The sequence below is a fragment of the Edaphobacter sp. genome (assembly GCF_035763405.1).
Taxonomy (GTDB): Bacteria; Acidobacteriota; Terriglobia; order Terriglobales; family Acidobacteriaceae; genus Edaphobacter.
In genome coordinates this window covers 22,174-43,187 of sequence record NZ_DASUBE010000013.1, presented here as the reverse complement: position 1 = coordinate 43,187, position 21,014 = coordinate 22,174, and the positions used below count along the sequence as shown (strand labels likewise).

10 protein-coding genes are annotated in these 21,014 nt (G+C 60.2%); 5 read left to right on the top strand and 5 right to left on the bottom strand.

Going from position 1 to position 21,014, the window contains the following annotated elements; genetic code table 11:
- Positions 1 to 12: 12 nt before the first annotated feature.
- The 3 genes from VFU66_RS01235 to VFU66_RS01225 all read right to left on the bottom strand — a co-directional run bounded on the left by VFU66_RS01235 (position 13) and on the right by VFU66_RS01225 (position 6,582).
- Positions 13 to 1,809 (bottom strand): tetratricopeptide repeat protein, encoded by a 1,797-nt coding sequence (locus VFU66_RS01235; protein WP_326444407.1) that lies wholly within the window; start codon positions 1,807 to 1,809, stop codon positions 13 to 15.
- Positions 1,810 to 1,826: 17 nt separating this feature from the next.
- Positions 1,827 to 2,867, bottom strand: a complete 1,041-nt coding sequence (locus VFU66_RS01230) for a tetratricopeptide repeat protein (RefSeq protein ID WP_326444406.1) — start codon at positions 2,865 to 2,867, stop codon at positions 1,827 to 1,829.
- A gap of 76 nt (positions 2,868 to 2,943) precedes the next feature.
- The gene (locus VFU66_RS01225; protein WP_414649359.1) at positions 2,944 to 6,582 is read right to left on the bottom strand and encodes a TonB-dependent receptor domain-containing protein; all 3,639 of its coding nucleotides are present in this window, start codon (positions 6,580 to 6,582) and stop codon (positions 2,944 to 2,946) included.
- A 499-nt stretch (positions 6,583 to 7,081) separates the two neighbouring features.
- Here VFU66_RS01225 and VFU66_RS01220 point away from each other — a divergent pair, with 499 nt between their 5' ends.
- The 3 genes from VFU66_RS01220 (at position 7,082) to VFU66_RS01210 (ending at position 11,939) form a co-directional block, all read left to right on the top strand.
- A complete protein-coding gene (locus tag VFU66_RS01220; protein ID WP_326444404.1) occupies positions 7,082 to 8,287 on the top strand; it encodes a GntR family transcriptional regulator in 1,206 nt (401 codons plus the stop codon).
- Between the two features lie 149 nt (positions 8,288 to 8,436).
- Complete coding sequence (locus VFU66_RS01215) at positions 8,437 to 10,152, top strand: alpha-glucosidase (protein ID WP_414649358.1); 1,716 nt, start codon at positions 8,437 to 8,439, stop codon at positions 10,150 to 10,152.
- A gap of 83 nt (positions 10,153 to 10,235) precedes the next feature.
- Positions 10,236 to 11,939: a trehalase family glycosidase gene (locus VFU66_RS01210; RefSeq protein ID WP_326444403.1), complete on the top strand. Its 1,704-nt coding sequence runs from the start codon at positions 10,236 to 10,238 to the stop codon at positions 11,937 to 11,939.
- Here the strand turns inward: VFU66_RS01210 and VFU66_RS01205 are convergent.
- Complete coding sequence (locus VFU66_RS01205; RefSeq protein ID WP_326444402.1) at positions 11,923 to 14,460, bottom strand: glucosylglycerate hydrolase family protein; 2,538 nt, start codon at positions 14,458 to 14,460, stop codon at positions 11,923 to 11,925. The genes VFU66_RS01210 and VFU66_RS01205 overlap by 17 nt on opposite strands.
- A gap of 176 nt (positions 14,461 to 14,636) precedes the next feature.
- Between VFU66_RS01205 and VFU66_RS01200 the strand changes: the two genes are divergently transcribed.
- Entirely contained in the window at positions 14,637 to 16,268 is a 1,632-nt protein-coding gene (locus VFU66_RS01200) for an L-lactate permease (protein WP_326444401.1), read from the top strand.
- 73 nt (positions 16,269 to 16,341) lie between these two features.
- Positions 16,342 to 17,433, top strand: a complete 1,092-nt coding sequence (gene moaA / locus VFU66_RS01195; RefSeq protein ID WP_326444400.1) for a GTP 3',8-cyclase MoaA — start codon at positions 16,342 to 16,344, stop codon at positions 17,431 to 17,433.
- Between the two features lie 188 nt (positions 17,434 to 17,621).
- Here moaA and VFU66_RS01190 read toward each other — a convergent pair whose 3' ends face one another.
- Positions 17,622 to 20,942, bottom strand: a complete 3,321-nt coding sequence (locus tag VFU66_RS01190; protein ID WP_326444399.1) for a protein kinase domain-containing protein — start codon at positions 20,940 to 20,942, stop codon at positions 17,622 to 17,624.
- Positions 20,943 to 21,014: the final 72 nt, after the last annotated feature.

Below are 21,014 nucleotides of genomic sequence, written 5' to 3'. Positions count from 1 at the left end.
CACCATCAAGTTTTAAGGATGCGCAGGCGAAGCCTCCGTTGACGACGCGATCTGCTCGGCCTTTTGCCGTTCGAGAGCAGCGGCAACATGTTCGCCCTCCCGGTCAAGCGCCTCTGCGAGCGCCCGATGAGCGTCTGCGTAATTCGGATCTGCGGCGACGGCAGTCTGGAGTTGCGCAAGCGCCTCTGCAAGCTTGCCTTTTTTGAGCAGGGCGCGCCCCGAGTCGAGCGCGAAGTTCGCGCGCTGGCGGCTGACCGCGATGCGACTCAGTTCAGCAGCCGTTTTCCGTTCAGCCACAGCGCCCGCGTGGTCTCCCTGCTGGCTGAGGATTGCAGCGAGCGTAATGTGAGGACTGGGCTGCGTGGGCAGTAACTCAATCGCACGTCGCAAGGCTGTCACTGCCTTGTCGAAGTTGTTCGTCTCCTTATAGACACTGCCCAGGATGGCCCAGGCCTGACCATTGTCAGGGCGCAGAGTCGTAGCGCGCTCCAACGCCATCTCTGCATCGGCAAAGCGGCCAAGCTGCATGTACAGAACGCCAAGCGTGTACGGCGGATCAGGTAGCTCCGGGTCCAGCTTCCCTGCCTGTTCAAACTCCGGAATCGCCGCGGCAGGCTCGTCCTTGAGCTTGAGCGCAAGGCCGAGGTCGTAATGAATCTGCGGATTGTCCGGCGCAAGCGCGATGCCCGCGCGAAACTGCTCCATAGCATGGCTCAGGTCGCTCTGTTGCAGATACGCAACGCCGAGGTCCTCGCGCAACGTGGCGCTCTTCGCGTTGAGCGCCAGCGCGCGGTTGTAATACGGAATCGCCTCCTTCGCGTTTCCCGTCTGGACAAGTGCAAGCCCAAGATTGGTCAGCGCGTCAAAGTCCTTCGGCCGCGCGGCAACAACCTGCTTAAACAATGGCTGCGACTCGCGGGCATTGCCGTTCGATTGCAGAGCAAGGGCAAGCTCGTACTTAATGTCGATCGACGACGGAGCAAGCGTCAGTGCATGTCGCAGTACTGCAACTGCCTGCTCATCCTGATTGTCTGCCCGCAACACACGTCCAAGCTGCCTCGCGTAGTCGGCATTGCTCCCTTGCGTCAGCGTGTTCGCTTCGGTCAACTCCTTAACCGCGTCATCCGGACGATTTTGATTGAGCAACACAGAACCGAGATGATAGTGAGCGGAGGCGAGCTTCGGCTCCAGCGTGATGGCAGTCTGAAAGTGCGAGGCCGCTTCGTCGTACTGCTGCTGCTGTGCCAGCAATGTGCCAAGCGCATCGTGCAGCCCAGCGACGTTCGGCGAAGCCGCAAGGGCAGCCTCAATCTGCTTCTGCGCGTCAGCCGTGTGCCCGGTTGCCGAAAGCGACGTTGCATACACGATCGCTGCCTCCGGCGTGAGCGGTGCTCCGGATTTCATTCGGTCGAAAAGCTGAAACATCTCAACCGACTTTGCGTACTCGCGAAGCTGCCCTTCCACCATCGCCAGGCTGAGCACAGCATTGGCGTCGTGTGGGTCAAGCCTGTGCGCCTCCTCAAGCTGACCCGCTGCCGCGCGCGCATCACCTTCTGCAAGCAGCACCGTGCCGTAGGCAGCATGTCCCGCTGCAACGTTCGGGGCAAGCCGCACCAGCTTGGCGAACTCCGCATGAGCAGTGCGCAGATCGTTGCGCTGATAGGCAGCCGAGCCCGCGCGAAAAGCCTCTCCAGCCTCCTTCAGTGTGGCGCCTTCGGCACGCTTTGCCGGAGCCTGTGCGCGCAAGAACGGCACAGCGACAGTGATGATCCCGAGGAGAAACAGCGAACGTACCCGAACAAATTGCATGATGTGCGTGATTGTACTCAGTGAACGTCTTCGAGTTTCGGCTGGCTCGCTGCCTGAAGTTTCTGTGCCGTATTGACCTCGCGGCTCGCATCCGCCGTGCGGCCCAGCGAACGATAGGCCTGGCTGAGCAGGCTGTGAGTCATCGAGTTGCCGGGATCCATGCGCTCGGCGCGCTCCAGATACATCGCCGCGTTGACGGGGTCCTGGCTTCGCAGCAGAGCCTTACCCAGCAAAATGTAGGGTCCGGTCGAGGCCGGCTCCAGAAGCAGCGCACGCTGCAATGACTGCTGCGCCTTGGTGTAATCACCCGCTCGGATATACGCATCGCCCAACCTGTCGTAGATGCTGCCGTCGAGGGGATTGCGTGCGCGTTCTTTCTCGAATTCGGCAATCGCAACGTCGAGATGCTCACCCGCCAGCGCAATCTCTCCCAGCAACTCGTGCGCCAGCGGAAGCTGCGCGTCCAACTCCAGCGCCTTCGTCGCATACTGCTGCGCGATGGGCAGGTACTCGCGCCGGAACAACATCCTTGCAGCTAGAAGATATGCCTGCGCGGAGTCCGGTGCGAAGCCGTACTGTACGGCAAAGGCATGGCGCGCCCCGTCGTAGTTGCGCGTCTCGACATAGCAAAGCGCAAGGACATAGCTTGGATCGACTCGCGTCTGAGCATTCCAGTCATGCGCTGCTTCAAGAAACGGGATCGCCTTCGCAGGCTGCCCGAGACGAAACAATGTCAGGCCGCGCATCTGCGTTGACTCCAGATCGTGTGCATCCTGTTGTAACGCGCTGGCAAAGGCCGCATCGGCTTTCTGAAAGCTGTTCTGCTGATAGAGGGCCACGCCTCGAAGGCGATACACGCCAGCCGGAACGGGCTGTTGCGCGGCAAGAGCATCGAGCTGCTTGAGCGCCTCGTCGGAATGTCCGTGGTCGATCATCTGGCGAAGCTGGGCCAGATTCGCCGTAGAAGAGGCGCCCGGACTTTCCAGTGACTGCCCTCCCGATGCAGCCGCCGCTACAGCGAGTGCGAGAGCAACGAAGGCTGTATGCAGAGCATTCATGGGCAACCTTGACCTGAGTGTAATCGATAGAGAAAGGGGAGCCGAAGCTCCCCTTTCGCCTTCATCGCTCACGGGATCAGAACTGCATGCTCACCGAGAACTGTAGCTGGCGCGGATTCGTGGTGCCATCCTTGCCGGGGCCGTTGCTGATCGTTCCGTCATTTCCGCTGGGCGAGCCGAAATTGATGTAATTGAAGACATTGTAAGCATCCGTGCGGAACTTGATGGAGGCAATCTCACGGATCGGGAAACTCTTCATCAGCGACAAGTCTGTATTGAAGAAATGCGGTCCATAGAGGCTGTTTCTCCCCAGCGTTCCTATCTGGTCAACTCCTGGCGCCGTGAAGGATGAAGACAGGGCGGCTGCATTAAAGTAGCGGAGAGACGTGTACGGGGCCCCGGTGATCTGATGGTGGAAGTTTGCTCGGTCTCCATTCATGTAACAAGGCGCCGAGCCCGGAATCCCCGGACATCCTCCAAGCGTCAGCGTAAACGGCAATCCGCTGGAGAAGTTCAAGATGGGGCTCACTTCCCATCCTCCGATGATCTCGTTCGTAACAGCGTTCACATGGCCGCCGAAGGGCTTGTTTCTTCCGAAGGGAAGTTCGTACAGACCATAGGCGATGAACTGTTGACGGCGAAGGAAGCCATCGTTCCCCTTGGTGGCCGAGTGGCTCCAGGTGTAGTAACTGTTTTGCCAACTGATCGCGTGCTGCCAGGCATAGTTTGCGTTCACTGACAGACCGTGGGCAAACTGTTTGGTGAGCGTGACCTGAAGCGCGTTGTAGTGGGTATTGAAGTCATCGCTGTACTCGGTGATGCCGTTGGTCCAGCCGCACTGACCCTGGCCGATGAGCGGATCACTTACGTGGTAGTTGGAATCTGCACATGCAGGAAGCTTCCCACCGTAGTAGCGCATGAGATAGGTTTGATTGTTTGTTCCTCCTGAAGGAGAAATGCCGGGTACCGGTTGACCGTTCAACGCCTTGACGCCGGGGTACTGTGTGGTCGAACTCACCGTTGGATCGAAGTGCAGTGCCTGGCCGGTAATGCTGTATTGAGCAGGCAGATTGATCGCCGCTTCCATCGGGTTGGTCGTAGTGCCGCTCCCGTCACCTAGCGTGTGGGTGCCTTTGTTGCCCACGTAGGCGACTGTGAGGGAGAGAGTCGGCGTAAGCGACTGCTGGACGCTCAGGTTCCATGCATCGAGAGTCGGGAGACGGAGCGGGTTGGGCCTGGCGCGCGAGTTCACCAATGTGCCAGGATTTGGGAGCAGACCGTTGCTAGGAACGACAAAGGGCGTCGGCGCGGGTGGACCTTGATCCAGAGTGAAGGCTGCGCTATTTGCTCCTCCTGTCTGTGTCACCTGCTGGCTGGAGAGAACAGGAAGATTCTGGGTCGCAGCGTGACCAAAGATCGAACCGAATACGCCGATGTCGAAGCTGCGGCCATAACCGGCTCGAATCACCGTATCCGGACGCACCTGGTACGCTACTCCGATTCTTGGACTCCACGTGTTGGTCGTTCTTTTCCAGTTCATATTGCTGCCAACACCGCCAACACCTGCGACATTGAGGTAGCCGGTAGCCGGATCCAGGAGCGAACCGTTGCCTTTGGAGTTGATGGTCTCCGGGAAGTAAAACTCATAGCGAAGCCCATAGTTGACCGTCAGCTTTGGGGTTGCTCTCCAGGTGTCCTGCGCATAGAAGAAGTCGCGTTTCTGGAACTCCTTCGCGTTGGTCGAGGTGCTGACGTAGCGCAGGAAGTTGGTCACCTTGCCTAGAGCGAACGTCGCAAAGCCCAATCCACCGGGAGTCGCAAGGTTTGGATTAGAGGTGTAGTTGTTGCTGAAATAAAGGATGCCGGTACGGTCGTTATCGCTTGGGACGCGCAGATTACGCGCATAACGAATGTCGGCTCCGAACTTCAGCCCGTGGTTGCCAAGCATCTTGGTCCAGTTGTTTACGATCTGATACTGGTCCTCCCGCTCGGTCAGGGGGCAGTTGCAGCGGTCCACGTTCAGGCCCGCGCCATACTGCGGTCCCTGAGCCTGTGGGTTGGCGGGAGACGCTCCACTCAGTGAGCCAACTTCGGTGAGTTGGAAGCTCGGCGCACCGCTTGTGAACGACGTGCCCGTATTCATACCGGGAATACCAAGCTGGGTGGCCAGGTCGGTGCCCTGGTCATATTTGCTGGTGTTGATGTTGTACCGGAAGTAGCCGAGGCGCACATCGGTCACAAGGTTCGAGTTGATTGCCACGTCGGTTCCAAGCGCAACGCTGTCGTTGGCTCCCTTTGAGGTGCCACCATACCCGCCGAGTCCGAACCCCGCGCCGCCTGCCTTGCCGAACATGACCGTTCCGCTCAGGACATCGGTAAACCGGCTAAACCGGCCAAAGAAGTGAGTCTTCTCATTCATCTGGTAGTCGCCGCGCACGTCCCACTGGTCGCTATTCAAGCCTCCGGTGCCTGCGCCGGCATAGTTGTTTTTAAGCCTGTCGAACGAGCCAGGTGCGTTCGGCTTGTATGGCTCCAGAAGAGCGAAAAAGTTCTTCGCCTGCGTGGATACCTGGGCAGCGGGAATCACGTTATTCGGATAGGGCTGGCCGTTTGCCTGATAGATGATGCCCGCACCGGTCGGCGTCACACCCGCTGCATATTCGCTGAAGTCGCAGCCCGGAATTCCGCTAGGCCCAACCTCTTTGCCGAGACATGTCTCTACCAGCAGGGACGACGGCACTGTCTGGACGTTCGAGGTTCCGACTTTCTGACGCACGCCCTGATAATCGCCAAAGAAAAACAGCTTGTCTTTCAGGATCGGCCCGCCGATGGAGCCGCCAAACTGGCTCTTGAGTTGGCCTGGGAAGATGGCACGCCCGGGTCCCTGCGTGAATGGGTCCTTCGCCAGATTGGCTCCGCTTTGGCGATAGAGAAACGCCGAACCGTGGAAGTTGTTCGATCCCGACTTCGTCTGCGCCGTGATGACTGACGCGACGGCTTTTCCGAACTCCGCATCGTAGTTCTGCGTCGTGATCTTCGTTTCCGAGAGCGAATCAAGATTGGGATTGACGACGATAATCCCGAGAATAGGGTCCTGGTTGTCGGTGCCATCGAGTTCATAGGCGACACCCGCGAACGCCTGGCCATCTACCATGATCTGCTTGCTTCCCTGCGGATTTTCGCTGGCGGCGTGACTCCAACCAAGCTCCTGCGCGCCCGGCAGCAACAACTGCAAGCCGGTAAAGTTTCGGCCCGGAAGCGGGAGGTCCTGAATCTCCTTCGATTGAAAGACGGTGGAGACATCTGCGCGGTCGGTCTTCAGCAGCGGAACGGCGTCGGCGTTCACCTCCACCGTCTGTGTGGACGCGCCCGCAGCCAGCTCCGCCGTCACCTTCACCGAGGTGTCGGCAAACACCTGAATGCCCTTCTGTTCATAGGTCGAAAAGCCCGTGGCCGTGACCTTCAGGTTGTAGGTGTCGGGAATAAGGTGATCCACGGTGAAGTCGCCGCTACCGTTCGACTGGACTGTGCCTGTAGTGCCCTTGGCCACGTCGGTAACGAGGATGGTCGCATTGGGGATTACGGCCCCGGTTGCGTCTGTGACCGTTCCGTAGATGGATCCGTAAACTGCCTGGCCAAACCCAGCCGGCGTCAGCGTCACCAGAAAAACTGCCAGGACTGCCAGGAGCGATCGTGTTGCTCGCACTCTCTGCATAATCGTGCCTCCAAAAGCCGTGCTTGAATCTTGTTCTGTTGACCCCGCCCCAATCTACGGTTGGACATCAGGCGGAGCATGGTGAACTTCCGTTCCCGTTTTCTTTCGGATATGGACGCCGGTACATGGCGTGTCCTGAAAAATACGTGATTGCAATGCGCAATGTCAATACCAATACAATACAAATACGTTTACCAATCGAAGATAATGACATGTCAATCTTATTCTCACCCGGGCAAACTCCAATGCGGTCCGACCTCTTTCCAGTCAGGTTCCAGCAAAGCCCCGCGGTCGCTATCGCTAAGACCATCAATATCAACCCGTTGGAGGATAAACACCTTCAATCAGCCATTCGATGGTAGGAGAAAGAGTTCCACCAAAAGGTTGACCACGTGGCCAAAGAAAATTTTCGCTATCTGTAAAGCGACATACGAAATGTCTATACAATCAGTGGGAGCGTCCGTCGGCGAGGAAGCCGTTTCAGGGATCCGGGGTTTCAGTGAAGAAAACACGAGGCACCAGCGGCGGAAAGCAACGAGCGGCTAAGACCCGCCCGGACACCACACGCATCGAAGCGGTGTCGGAGTTCCCTGCCCCAGACGCTCCGCGTTACCGGCAGATCTACGAAGACCTCCATGCTGCCATCCAGCATGGAGCCTTCCAGCCCGGAGACAAGCTGCCCAGCGAGGCAGAGTTGGGCAAGCGATACAACACCTCGCGCATCACCGTAGCGAAAGCCGTCAACGAACTACAGTTGCAGGGCCTGGTCACGCGACGGCCTGGATCCGGAACGCACGTCCGCGCCCCACTCGTCTCCACCGGACACGTCTTCGGTCTGCTCATACCCGACCTCGGCCGCACGGAAATCTTCGAGCCCATCTGCCATGGCATGATGCAGTCGCCGCTCTCCAAACAGCACTCGCTCCTGTGGGGACACTCCATGCGCGAAGCGACGCAGCAGGAAAAAGAAGCGGAGCAGTTGTGCCATCAATATATCGCGCAAAAAGTCTCCGGCGTCTTCTTTGCACCGCTCGAGTTCACGCCGGAAAAGGACGCAGTAAATCAGCGCATTGCAGCGGCGTTGGACCGCGCAGGAATCGCCGTCGTGCTGCTGGACCGCTGTTTTGCGCCCTATCCCATGCGCTCCAAGTACGATCTTGTCGGCATCGACAACCGCCAGGCCGGGTATCGCATTACCGAACATCTGCTGCTTGATGGAGCGACCCGTGTAGCATTCGTTGCCAAGCCTCAGTCCGCCTCCAACGTCACCGCGCGGATCGCCGGCTACAGAGAGGCGCTCATCGCGCATGGGCTGCGTTCGCAGAAGGACATGGTCTGCTTCGGCGATCCGGACGACCATACTTTGATCGAGAAGATGATTCGCGAGTTCAAACCGGATGGCATCGTCGGCGCAAACGACTTGACGGCGGCGCGTGTCATGGCGAGCCTCACCAAACTAGGCGTGAAGATACCCGAAGAGGTACGTCTGGTAGGCATCGATGACGTGAAGTACGCCGGCATGTTGCCCGTCCCACTGACCACGCAGCATCAGAACTGCGCCGACATCGGCGCCATGGCATTGGCCACCATGCTGCAACGGCTCGACAACCCGAATCTGCCCACCCGCGATGTCCTGCTCCAGACTCATACCGTCGTGCGAAGATCATGCGGAACACACCTTTCGGCGCATCATAAGTCCTTGTAGAGAATGATGGTAGGCATTATTGCTATGTCATTGCTTCGCATTTGTCATGGCTAATGCTATAGTGTTCGGAACTCACGGGAGGCCGAACCACAATGTCAAAACGCTGTCGTACCTCATCTCGTCTTATTGGCTGGATACCGATTGTATTTATGCTCGCTACCCTGACCCTCATGACTCCCGGAAGCGTCGCGCAAGGTCGCGCCGCGCAGCCCGACAGCGGCCCCTGGTGGAGACACGCTGTGATCTACGAGATCTACCCGCGCAGCTTTCAGGACTCCAACGGTGACGGCATCGGCGACCTGAACGGCATCACCTCGCGGCTCGACTATCTCGAATCGCTCGGCGTCAACGCCATCTGGCTCTCGCCTGTCTATCCTTCCCCGCAGGTGGACTTCGGGTACGACATCTCCGACTACGAGAACATCGACCCGCAATACGGCACGCTGGCTGACTTCGACCATCTTGTCCAGGAGGCAAAGAAGCACAACATTCGCATCCTCATGGATATGGTGATGAACCACACGTCCGACAAGCACAAATGGTTCATCGAGTCGGCAAGCTCGAAGACGAACCCGAAGCGCGACTGGTATGTCTGGCGTGACGGCAAAGGCGTGGACGCGAAGGGCAAGCCGATTCCTCCCAACAACTGGGTCAGCCTCTTTGGCGGCTCCGCATGGCAGTACGACCCGAAGACGAAGCAGTTCTACTACCACAAGTTCTACCGGCAGCAGCCGGATCTGAACTGGCGGAATCCCGAGGTCGAAAAAGCCATGTTCGGCGCGGTCAGGTTCTGGCTCGATCGAGGCGTCGCGGGTTTCCGGCTCGACGCGGTTCCAACGCTGTTTGAAGACCCTAAATTGCGCGACGAGCCCGTACTCGGCGGCACCAATGCGCAGGGCGACCCAAACCTCGACGACATCTACACCAACAATCTGCCGGAGGTCCACGACGTCATGCGCCGCCTGCGCGAGGTCGTCAACGAGTATCCCGGAGACCGTGTGCTCATTGGCGAAACGTATCTGCCCAACGTGCAGGAACTCGACAAGTGGTACGGCGGCGCAAAGCATGACGAGTTGCAACTCCCGATGGACATGCAGGTGGGCTTTATCAACAAGCTCAACGCTTCCCTGTTCCGCAAGCGCATCCAGGACGCCGAGACACGCATCGACGGCAATCAGCCTCTCTTCGTCTTCGACAACCACGACAACCGCAGAAGCTGGGACCGCTACGGCGACGGCATCCACAACGAGGCCATCGCCAAAGTTGTCGCGGTCACGCTGCTTACTTCGCACGCGACCGCGCTGATGTATTACGGCGAAGAGATCGGCATGGTCACGTCCACCCCCAAACGTAAGCAGGACGTGAAGGACCCCATCGGTATCACAGGCTGGCCAAAAGAAAAGGGCCGCGATGGCGAGCGCACGCCTATGCAGTGGGACAGCTCCAAAAACGCCGGCTTCAGCACCGCCGATAAAACATGGCTCCCGGTCGCGTCCAACTACCGCACAGTCAACGTGAAGGTGGAAGATAGCGAGCCGAACTCGCTGCTCAACTGGCACAAAAAACTGATTGCCATGCGCAGAAGCGATCCGGCACTGCGCAGCGGCAAACAGATCATGCTCGACGACATCAATCCCTCGGTGCTGTCGTATGTGCGTAAAGGCGTCAATGGCGGCCCGTCGGTTGTGGTTGCGCTCAACTTCACCAACCAAACGCAGACGGTGTCACTGGATCTAACAAGGGCTGGGGTCACGGGCAGCACGGTCAAAACGCTGATGACCGATGCTCCGGCGCTCGAAGGCACATCCAGCCTGCGTCATCTGACGCTTCCGCCGTTTGCATCGTGGATCGGCAGCGTGCAATAGCACTCTCCGCTTGAAGAGGCGCCTGACGCTGGACGAGAGCGTCAGGCGCATTTTTTCTACAGGTTTCGTTTCGCGAGGTGTTTATGGGCCGCTCTCGATGGATGTACGCACTTGTTCTGCTTGTGTTCGCGTGGCCCGCATACTCGCAGGCAGCTAAACAGAACAACGACGCCAATGCGCGCATACTCCAGTACATCGATCAGGGATGGACCACGCTTTCGCGCTCCATGAGCGATTGCAAATCCATGGTCGATCCAAAGGTGACAACGACGCCGATTCTCTACCTGCCGGCGAAGATGCCCATCCCGCCCGCAGTCGAGTCGATGGAGAAGCACTGCAAGGTCGAAGTGCGCAGCCTGCCACGCACCATCGCACGCATGGGCGACGTGCGCGTCTCTGAAATCCCCGACGAGGGACTGCTCTACCTGCCGCATCCCTACGTTGTTCCCGGCGGCCGCTTCAACGAGATGTACGGCTGGGACAGCTACTTCATCGTGCTCGGTCTCGTGCAGGATGGCCGCACCGATCTGGCGCGCAACATGGTGGAGAACTTCTTCTTCGAGATCGCCAACTACGGCGCCATTCTCAACGCGAACCGTACGTACTATCTGACGCGCTCGCAGCCGCCGTTTCTCAGCTCGATGATCCGCGAAGTGTACGAGCACCCGAACGGTCATCCGCTCTCGAAGGCCTGGCTGGCCTCGGCCTACAGTTATGCCTCACGCGACTATGCACTGTGGACGCGCGCTCCGCATCTTGCCGGAGACACCGGCCTGGCCCGGTACGACGACATTGGCTCAGGCCCCGTGCCGGAGATGGCCGATGACAGCAACTACTACTCCGACGTCATCCGCTGGCTGCTCGCACACCCGAACGTCCATACCGACTATCTCATCGATGCGCCGGACAATCCTACTCCTGCACAAGCCGACGAATTAGCAAAGACAAGCTGCGACATCGCTGCTTCCAAAGTCTGCGCCCGCGCGCATGTCAACGGGCACCGCCTGACCAGCGAGTTCTATCGCGGCGACCGCGCCATGCGCGAATCGGGCTTCGACCCCAGCTTCCGCTTTGGCCCGTTCAGCGGTTCAACGAACCACTACGCGCCCGTGTGCCTGAACAGCCTGCTCTACAAATACGCCCGCGACATGGCGCACTTTGCCACCTTGCTGGGTCGCCCGAAAGAAGCTTCCGCGTGGGACCGCCGCGCGGAAGCACGCCGCGTTGCCGCCAACAAATATTTCTGGAACGCCAAAGCGGGAATGTTTTACGACTACAACTTCACCACGCACACGCAATCCACCTACAACTACATCACCGTCTTTTATCCGCTGTGGGCAGGGCTCGCATCGCCACAGCAGGCAGCGGCAGTCGAGCGGCATCTCTCGCTCTTCGAGCACGAGGGCGGCATCGCCATGAGCGACTACGACTCCGGCACGCAGTGGGACCTGCCCTACGGCTGGGCCCCGACAAGCTGGCTCGCCATCCATGGCCTCGACGAATATGGATTCACGCAGGACGCCGCACGTCTCTCCGCAAACTTCTCGCGGACCATCCTACAGAGCTTTGAGCGCGATGGCACCACCCGCGAAAAGTACAACGTCGTCAGTGGCTCCGCCAACATCGACGTAGCGACAGGCTACAAGAGCAACGTCGTTGGCTTCGGCTGGACCAATAGCGTGTATCTGAAGATGCATCAACTCCTGAAAGAACAGCGAGGCAAGGCTGCGGCCGCGTTGCACAGAGACCACGCACCACATGCACTGCTCGCTACCAGCGCACAGTAACAGTCCTCGTCTGATAGCCGCTGCCCGAGGGAAAATCGACTACCAGCGCATCCGCCAAATCAGCACCCCTAGCTTCACGTCCCTTCGCACCATGCGGTGCCGAGACCACGCGAGCGCCCTCAACACGAAGCGTGAGCTTCGCAGCATTCTGACGCAGCGGAAGTTCGACCGACGTCCCACCCATCGCTTCGAGTTCGAGCGTAAGTGAGTGCGGAGTTGTCGTTTCATCAAGCACCTTCATCTGCGACGTGCGCGCCCCGGGCAGCGGCAGCCCATGTGGCACCGCAACCTCCACAGCAGGTAGCGCAAATGTAATCGACGCGCCATCCGCAGCCGCACGCGCACCAGTGGCATCGCTCGCCAGCCGGACAACCGGGCCGGAGACAGTCGAAACACTCACAACCAGCGCCTGACCGCGCCGCTGATAATCCAGCGAACACACCGATTGCCCCACGTGAAGCCGTTCGACCTCAGCATGGTCCCAGTCCGCCGGAAGATGCGGATCGAGCCGCACAACACTCGCCAGCGCGTCTACGTCGATGCCAAACAATCCTCGCAACGCGGGCGTGATAACCATCGCAGAAGACCAGAGCTGATGACTCGTGCTGCGCCCAAAGGGCTGAAAGAACGCGCCCGAGAGCAACTCCGTCACTGCGCCAGGGTCCTGCGTCGTTGTCTGGTCTGCGTTCTGCATCAGGTGCGTGTAGCCTGCAAGCGCATGGCCAGCGCGATACTCCGCCAGCGACGTCCAGCCGGTAAAGAGCGGCCACACCGAACCCTGGTGATAGCTGATGGGGTCGTAAAATGGCACGCTCTCCGCCACATCGCGCAGTCCCCAGTCGGTAGAAAAATCATGCGAAGCCCAGCGCCGGAAGCTCGCATCAGAATGCGCCAGTCCCGCTCCGCCGTTCCACCACGCAATCGTCGGAAAGATCGTGGCGGTGTGGTCGAGCGCACCGTCCGCGTTGCGGCTGAACGCATACGCATCCGCCGTCGGCTCGTAGTACTCAGCCTCAATCTTCTTCGCAACACTTGTTGCACGCGCAGCAGCGGAAGAAGCTGTGGCCGTATCACCCAGCAAATTTGCGAGCTTCGCCATCGCAGCCGAAGCCTGCTGATCGAGCAGCGCAAGATAGATCTCCTGATGCGGCATTCCGCCGGGCCAACTCTCCACCCAGCCCGTGCCCTGCGCGTTGTCGTAGATGCCATCACCATCGCTGTCATGCGTCGTCTCAAACTTCCACGCCTTGTCAACCGCATCACGATGCTGCTGCACAAACGCCACGTCGCCGCTTGCGCGCACATAATCCAACATCGCGGTCAAAAACAGCGGTGTCGAATCAGCCGCGGCGTACATATATGGAAACGACTTCCAATCCACGTAGGCCGCAGTCTGCGAATACTCGTGCATGATCTTGCCGTCGTCGCGTTGACGCTTGATCAGGAATTCCAATTCCTCGCGTGTCAACCCGAAATCGCCAAAGCCATTCACCGCATAGAGCGTATACAGCGAGTCGCGCCCGAAGAACCACCCAAAGCCTGGCCGCGCCGAATCGCCCGAAGAGTAATACCCTGCGACCAGCCCCACTTCGCCGCTCGGCTCAGCCTTCGCGCGCAGTTGTTCAATCGACATCTCCGCCCACGTGAAGTCGCGGTTCAGACCCGTATCAGGCGTGCGGATCGCCGTCAGCGTATTCTGCATCTCCGCATAGCGCGCAGCGTGCTTCGCATAAATCTGCGGAAGCGAATCATCCAACCGTTCGAGCTTCCCTTGCAGCGCCTGCTCCGTTGCAGTTTTCATCGTCTGGCCTACTGCCATCAGCAGCGGAAAGTAGCGATTCGCATCGCGCTTCGGGTCATAGTGCAGCTTCAATTCGAGAGGATGAACCTGTGGCCGTTCCTGATACGGCGCCATGATTCCAGACTGCGCATCCGGCATCCCCACCGCTCCCGTCAAATCAGGAAAATCAGTGTGCAGCAGATAGAACCCACTCTCACCCCGCTTTACCCATTCAGGAGACGGCGTTCCTTTGCCGCGCTCCGGCCACATCGGGCGCATCTCCGGCGTAAAGCTGAACGTCAGGTCCATGGGGCGCGTGGAGTCGAACTGAAACAGCACCACTGCTCCCGTGTCATCTTCCATGTCGTCGGGAGCGAACATAATCTGCCTGACCGTAAACGCAATGTGCGAATACGTAATAACAGTACGATCGGGGTACACCTCAATCTCAGCCGCATCCGGGTTGAGTTCAATCGGAACTGAGTAGCCCTCGACATCAGCGCGAATCGTGAAATGACTCAGCAGTTTGATGGGCAGCACCCACGCCTCGAACGTCCCTTCCTGCTGGCCTGCAAGAAACCCTCGCAGTCCGGCCACGGTAAACGGCTTCCCTGCCTCCACGTGACGCCGAATGGCAAGCCCGCCGTCCTTCATCGGAAACGCATCCAGTGGCCGCAATGCGGGCGTTTGCGCCAGGGTAACTCCGCCAAGCATGACGAACGCGGCAAGAACAGTGCGCATGGTGCTCCTCTCATCCAAAAACCGCGCGGCAAATCACTCAGCCGATCCGCAGATGCCTTTTTACCATGGGTTTGTACCTGCGACGACTGCTATAGTGCTGGTTGCGGCCGCACGGCACAATCCGCCGGCTGCAAAACTCCTGTTGTCACCGTCTGCAGGGCCGCGAGGTTTGGCTCATGACATCCGCTTGGCCTCAAAGCTACTACCTGTTCGGACGCGGCCTCGGTTTCTCCGCGCTCCTCGCCGTGCTCCCGACATTGCTGCTCCTGTTTCTGCTGGCCGTGAAGCGCAGGGCTTCGTGGATCGCGGCGCTTGCAGGGCTCGCTGCAACCATCGTGCTTGCCGTAGGCGCGTATGGCATGTCGTGGCAACACACCATCAGCGCGGCCGCGTATGGCGCGGCATTCGGGCTGTTTCCCATCACGTGGGTCATTTACTGGGCGCTGGTGCTCTACCAGATCACCGTGCGCACAGCAAAGTTCGAGGTCATCAAAGACTCCATCGAATCCATCACGGCCGACGGCCGCCTGCAGGCATTGCTCATCGCCTTTGCCTTTGGAGCCTTCCTCGAAGGCTGCGCCGGCTTCGGAACTCCCGTTGCCGTCGCAGCCGCCATGATGGTTGGCCTGGGATTTGCGCCGCTTTACGCCTCGTCGCTGTGCCTGCTGGCAAACACGGCCCCGGTGGCCTTCGGGTCAATCGGCATTCCCATCATCACGCTGGCCGCCGTAACCGGCCTGCCCATCGCCGCGCTCAGTACAGACGTTGGAAAAATCTGCGCACCGGTATCGTTCTTCATCCCTGCCTATCTCATCCTCGTCACCTGCGGACGCAAAGCCGTCGGCGCCGTATGGCCTGCCGTGCTGGCGTGTGGAGCAGCGTTCGCCGTTGTTCAGTTCACAGTCTCCCGCACCATGGGCCCGCAGTTGACCGACATTCTCGCCTCACTCGCAGCCATGGGCGCACTGATGTTGCTCCTGCGCTTTTGGCAACCTACTGAAGTGGACACAACGCACCTTGCGGCCACAGAACGCCGCGAGATTCGAAAGCACTCTGCGCGCGAAGTCTGGTCTGCGTGGATGCCCTACATGCTTCTGGTCGTCTTCGTCCTCGCCTGGGGCTTTGGCCCGGTCCAGTCCTTCCTCAACCGGGCCACCTATACCTTCGCCTGGCCCGGCTTACACAACGAGATTCTGCGCCAGCCTCCAGTCGTCCGCGAAGCCGCACTCTATGGCGCAATCTTCAAAGGCAACTGGCTCTCGGCCTCGGGCACGGCATGCATGTTCGCTTCGCTTTTCTCCGCGCTGTTGGCGCGTATGCGAATCCGCGCGTTCCTCGAAGAGTGCCTTTACGTAGTTCGAATACTCATCTTCCCCACCATCACCGTCACCGCCATGCTCGCCATGGCATTCGTCATGAACTACTGCGGCGCAACAGGCACGCTGGGCCTGGCATTCGCCGCGACGGGAGCCTCTGTTCCCTTCTTCAGCTCGCTCACCGGCTGGCTCGGCGTCTTCCTCACCGGATCAGACACAGCCTCAAACGCGCTCTTCGGCAATCTTCAAGTCGTCAGCGCATCGCGGCTGGGGCTCAATCCAGTTCTGATGGCAGCGGCAAACTCAGCAGGCGGCGTCATGGGCAAGATGATCAGCCTGCAATCCATCGCGGTTGCCGCCGCAGCCACCGGCCTGTCTGTCCCGGAACAGGCAAAACTGTTCCGTTTCACGCTCCGCCACAGCCTGCTGCTCGCCTCCATCGTTGGCCTTGAGGTACTGATGTACGCCTACCTCTTCCACCACGGAGCATAACCCGGCACAAGCCGAACGCACGCCCGTTTCAGTAAACTAGGACTACCGCACACGGAGGCGGCTGAGACCTGTCATGACCTTCAGGATCATCTCGCGGACCGATGACCGCACGGACACGAAGACACTGGCTATCCCCGCGCTCGATCGCTCCATATCGAGCCCGGTTCTGGACACGCGCCGTCGCGGCCTGCACGACCTCCGCATCTCCGTCACCGACCGCTGCAACTTCCGCTGCACCTACTGCATGCCCCGAAGCGTCTTCAACGAGGCCTACCCATTCCTTCCGCACGACGAGCTGCTGACCTTTGAAGAGATCGTGCGGCTGGCGAAGATCTTCCGCGCACACGGCGTCGAAAAAATCCGTCTCACCGGCGGCGAACCTTTGCTGCGGCACGGCATCGAGAAGCTCGTCGCAATGCTCTCCGCCGCCGTGCCCGACGCAGAACTCACCCTGACCACCAACGGATCGGCCCTCAAAGCAAAAGCGCACGCGCTCAAAGCCGCGGGGCTCAACCGCGTCACCGTCAGCCTCGATTCGCTCGACGACGCCACCTTCCGTGCCATGAACGACGCCGACTTTCCCGTCCAGCGCGTGCTCGATGCAATCCACACTGCCGCCGCGGCGGGACTTGCTCCGCTGAAGATCAACATGGTCGTCCGGCGCGGCATCAACGACGGCCACATCATCGACATGGCGCGCTACTTCCGGGGCTCCGGCAACATCGTCCGCTTCATCGAGTTCATGGACGTTGGCGCCACCAACGGCTGGAAGATGGATGACGTCGTTCCCAGCGCAGAGATCGCGCGGCGCATCTCCGAGGTATTTCCCTGCGCTCCCCTCAATCCAAACTACGCAGGCGAAGTCGCAAAGCGGTGGCGTTATCTCGACGGCGCAGGCGAATTCGGCCTCATCTCCAGTGTCACCGAGGCGTTCTGCGGAGCCTGCACACGCGCACGTCTCTCCACCGACGGCACGCTCTACACCTGCCTCTTTGCGCAAAAAGGTTACAGCCTCAAGTCGCTCCTCCGCTCCGGAATAGACGACACCGAGATCAGCGAGGCCGTCCAATCCATCTGGCACCACCGCGCCGACAACTACTCCGAACTGCGCACCGCCGAAACCGCGAAGCAGAAAAAAGTAGAGATGAGTTACATCGGAGGCTAGAGCATCTGTCCCGGAGATCCGGCCCTCGCGACCTCATCCTCCGAAGCGGGATTTATCTGTCATTCCCGCTTTTGCTGTCATTCCCACTCTTGTTGTCATTCCCACGTTGTTTGTCATTCCCGAAGGGAATCTGCGTTTCGTATCGATCCGCGCCGACCACACCTATATATAGAGAGAGAAAAAATACTCTACCGCGACTTCAGCTTTGTCCGCGCCAATGCCTCCTTCACCAGCGGATCACCCTGGTCCGCCTGGGGCCACAACGCAAGAAACTTAATATAGTTATCCGCGCTCGCCTGCTTATCGCGGCTGTCCCACGCCGCGCGCGCCGCGCCGATCTGCGCCATGGGATACACATCGCTGCCCAGCATCCACGCAACTCCCCGATGATTCAACACGGCCTGAAAGTCCACAATGGCCACCGGCGCCTGATGCACCGCCGCGTGCGCGAGGCCGCGCAGATATGGCGCAAGCGTAACCTGGTCATACTCGCCAATGCCCAGCAGCACGTCGAGCGCCTGTCCAGGCTCGTTGACGCCGATATCAGTTGCCGCCTCCAGCTCTGCCGCTTCGTACTGTTGCACGGCAACGTTCTCGGGATACTTCTGCTGCAAATCCGTAACCGTCTTGTCCGCGTAAGGCTTGTCTCCGCAAAGCGCCGCCGCCATGCCTGCGTCGAACATCGCAACCGGGCCGCGCTCCATGTTGCTCACCTCACCGGCCAGCCGAAGCGCGCTGCTGCAATTCTCGGTCAACGCCCGATCCAGCGCCGCCCGTGCCAGCATCGACGCCTGCGCCGAAGGCAGGGTTGGAGTACTTGCCGCCGCGACCCTCCATGCCGCCTCGCCAGACGTGAACTGGCCGGTATTGTCCAGATAGAGCGCATACGCTGCCAGCCGTGAATTCAGCGTCTGCAAGGACGTCGCCTGCGAAGCAGAAGCCGCCTTGCCAGTCGAGACGCGCGCAGCGTCGAGCTGCTTTGTCAGCAGGTCCTGCTTCCCGCCAAGGTAGGCCGTCGCAAGCGTATTTGCATCCGATGCTGCGCTTGCGCTCCGGGCCTGCGTTTCAAGCTGAAGCGCGGCATCGTAGCGGCCCACACCAATCAGTGCCCGCTCTGCCTCGTCGTAGGCAACAGACTCTGCGGAGTCTTCTCCATAGCTCTGCTGCGCAGCCAGCAACGCCTCGGGCAAATATCCCTGTAGCCGCGACACGAGCGCAAGCTGCGCCAGGCCGCCGGGGTCATGCGGATTCAGCGCTACGTACTGCCGGATGACGCGCCGGGCCTGCGTATAGTCCGCAGTCACATTGATCAGATAGCAGAACTGCGCCAGCAGCTTGATCCTCTCGCTGGCCTGCCCGGCGGCAGTCTGCGCCATGCGCGCCGCATTCGCCGCTTCCACCTCGGCTCCCTGCGAACGGGCCAGCCACGCAAGCTGCATCTGCGCCTCAATGAACCTGGGGTCCAGCCAAACGGCCTGCTGATAGGCAGCCAGCGCATCGCGCGCGCGTCCCGTCCGCAGCGCCGCCTCGCCCAGCGCATACTGGTGCAGCGCGTCGACATTGCCGGTGGCCTCCTGCACCAGCGAGGCCGACTGCCGCGCGCGCCTCCATCCGCCTTCCGCAACCTCAGCCCGCACCTGCTGCGCAAGCCTGCTGATCGCCGCCGGTATCTGTTCTCTGCTCTTCGCCGTCTGCTCCAGGCTCACCACTTTATCGTTCGAGGCCGTATCCAGCACCTCCACGCTGATCGTGTACGACGACCTCGACCGCGTCACCTCGCCGTAAATGTAATCCTTCGCGCCAACCATCTGGGCCGCACGATCAACGGGCGCAGTATTCGATGCGTTGTTGCCTGACCCGATCCGCCGCAGCCCGGCATGATACGTGGCTGCGCCCAGCACCTTCAGCTTCTCCGCCTGACGCAGTTCAATTTCCAGTCCCTGCATCACGGTGTCGCCGTCCAGCGCCTTGTCGCCTGTCCTGTTCTGGATCACCGTCAGCAGAAGGCCATCCTGAGGCCCCAGCACCACGGGACGAAAGTGCCCTCCGCGCGCCAGCAGATAGATCCCCGTGTACAGCACCGCCAGCGCCACGGCGATCTCAGCCGTCTTTCTCATCCGTCGCTCGCGCAGCCTCTTTGCCATGGGAGCAGCAACGACAGGATCGTCCATGTCCCCTGCATCGAAGGGCCTGTACGAATCAAGCTCACGCAGTCCATAGCCTGGATTGATGCCCGCACTGCTGCTCGATTCAAGCGCCACACGGGCACGCTTGTTGCGCTCCTCCGCCTCGTCCGCCAGAGCACGAGCCGCGGCAAATTTGCCCGTGGACGAATCTCTCTCAGCCACCGCGCTCGAATGACCCTTCTGCCGCACAGCCTTGGCAAGCAAGCCAACACGATCACGCAGCGGCGTCTGTCGCGGAGCAGCGGGTTTTCCTGTAGGCGGCGCGCCCGGCAGCGGCGACTGCGCACCCGCCACGCTCACATCGTCGAACATGCGCTCCAATCCCGCCAGTTCCTGCGCCGACGGTCTTGGAGTATGCGGGCCGGAATCACGAGCCGGGGGAGCCGATGGCAATGCCGCCTTGTTCAGCAGCGTGCGTAGCCCTTTCCTGATCACAATCCTCCCCAGCGCGTCGTGCAGCTCCTTCGCCGTCTGATAGCGGTCGCGCCGGTCCTTGGCCAGCAGCTTCAGAATGATCTTTTCCAGATGCCTTGGAACGAGCGTGTTCCAGTTGCGCACCGGGTCAGGCGAGCGATTAAAGAGTTGCTGAAACACCTGCGCGCTGGTTGTGCCCTTGAACGGCACCTGGCAGGTGGCCATCTCATACATCACAATCCCCAGCGAGAACAGGTCCGAACGCACATCAAGCGACTCGCCTCGCCCCTGCTCGGGCGACATATACGCCAGCGTCCCCACTGTCCCGCCCGCCAGCGCCAGGTCTAGCGTGCGCGAGCCCCAGCCGCCGCCCGCCGAGAGCCCAATCCTGGCCAGACCGAAGTCCAGCACCTTCGCCTGACTCTTGCCCGTAGGCAGATTCACCAGAAAAATGTTCGCCGGCTTAATATCGCGGTGGACGATGCCCTTCACGCTGGCCGCCGCCAGCGCATCGGCAATCTCCTGTGAGAAGCGAACGATGTCTTCCACCGGCAGCGCGCCGCGCTCAATCCGATGCTTCAGCGACTCTCCTTCGAGCAGCTCCATCACCAGGTAGGGATTCCCATCCTGATCGCCGATGTCGAAGATCGTGCAAATATTTGGATGGTTCAGCGACGAAGCCGCGCGTGCCTCCAGCAGAAACCGCTCCCGCATGGCCGGCATCTTGTACTCATCGTGCAGCAGCTTCACCGCCACTTCACGGTGCAGACGGGCATCCCAGGCACGGAAGACCAGTCCCATGCCGCCGCCGCCCAGCCTTCCCAGGATTTCGTACGGCCCGAACCTCTGGCCAACCTCCGGCACCATGTCGTACTTGCCTTCCATCTTCGCCTGGGAGAAAACCGTCACCGCAGGCACTATGCAACCTTCACGACGGCCACGGCGCAGCAGCGAATGCTTCGCTTGCAGAAAGCGCGTTTC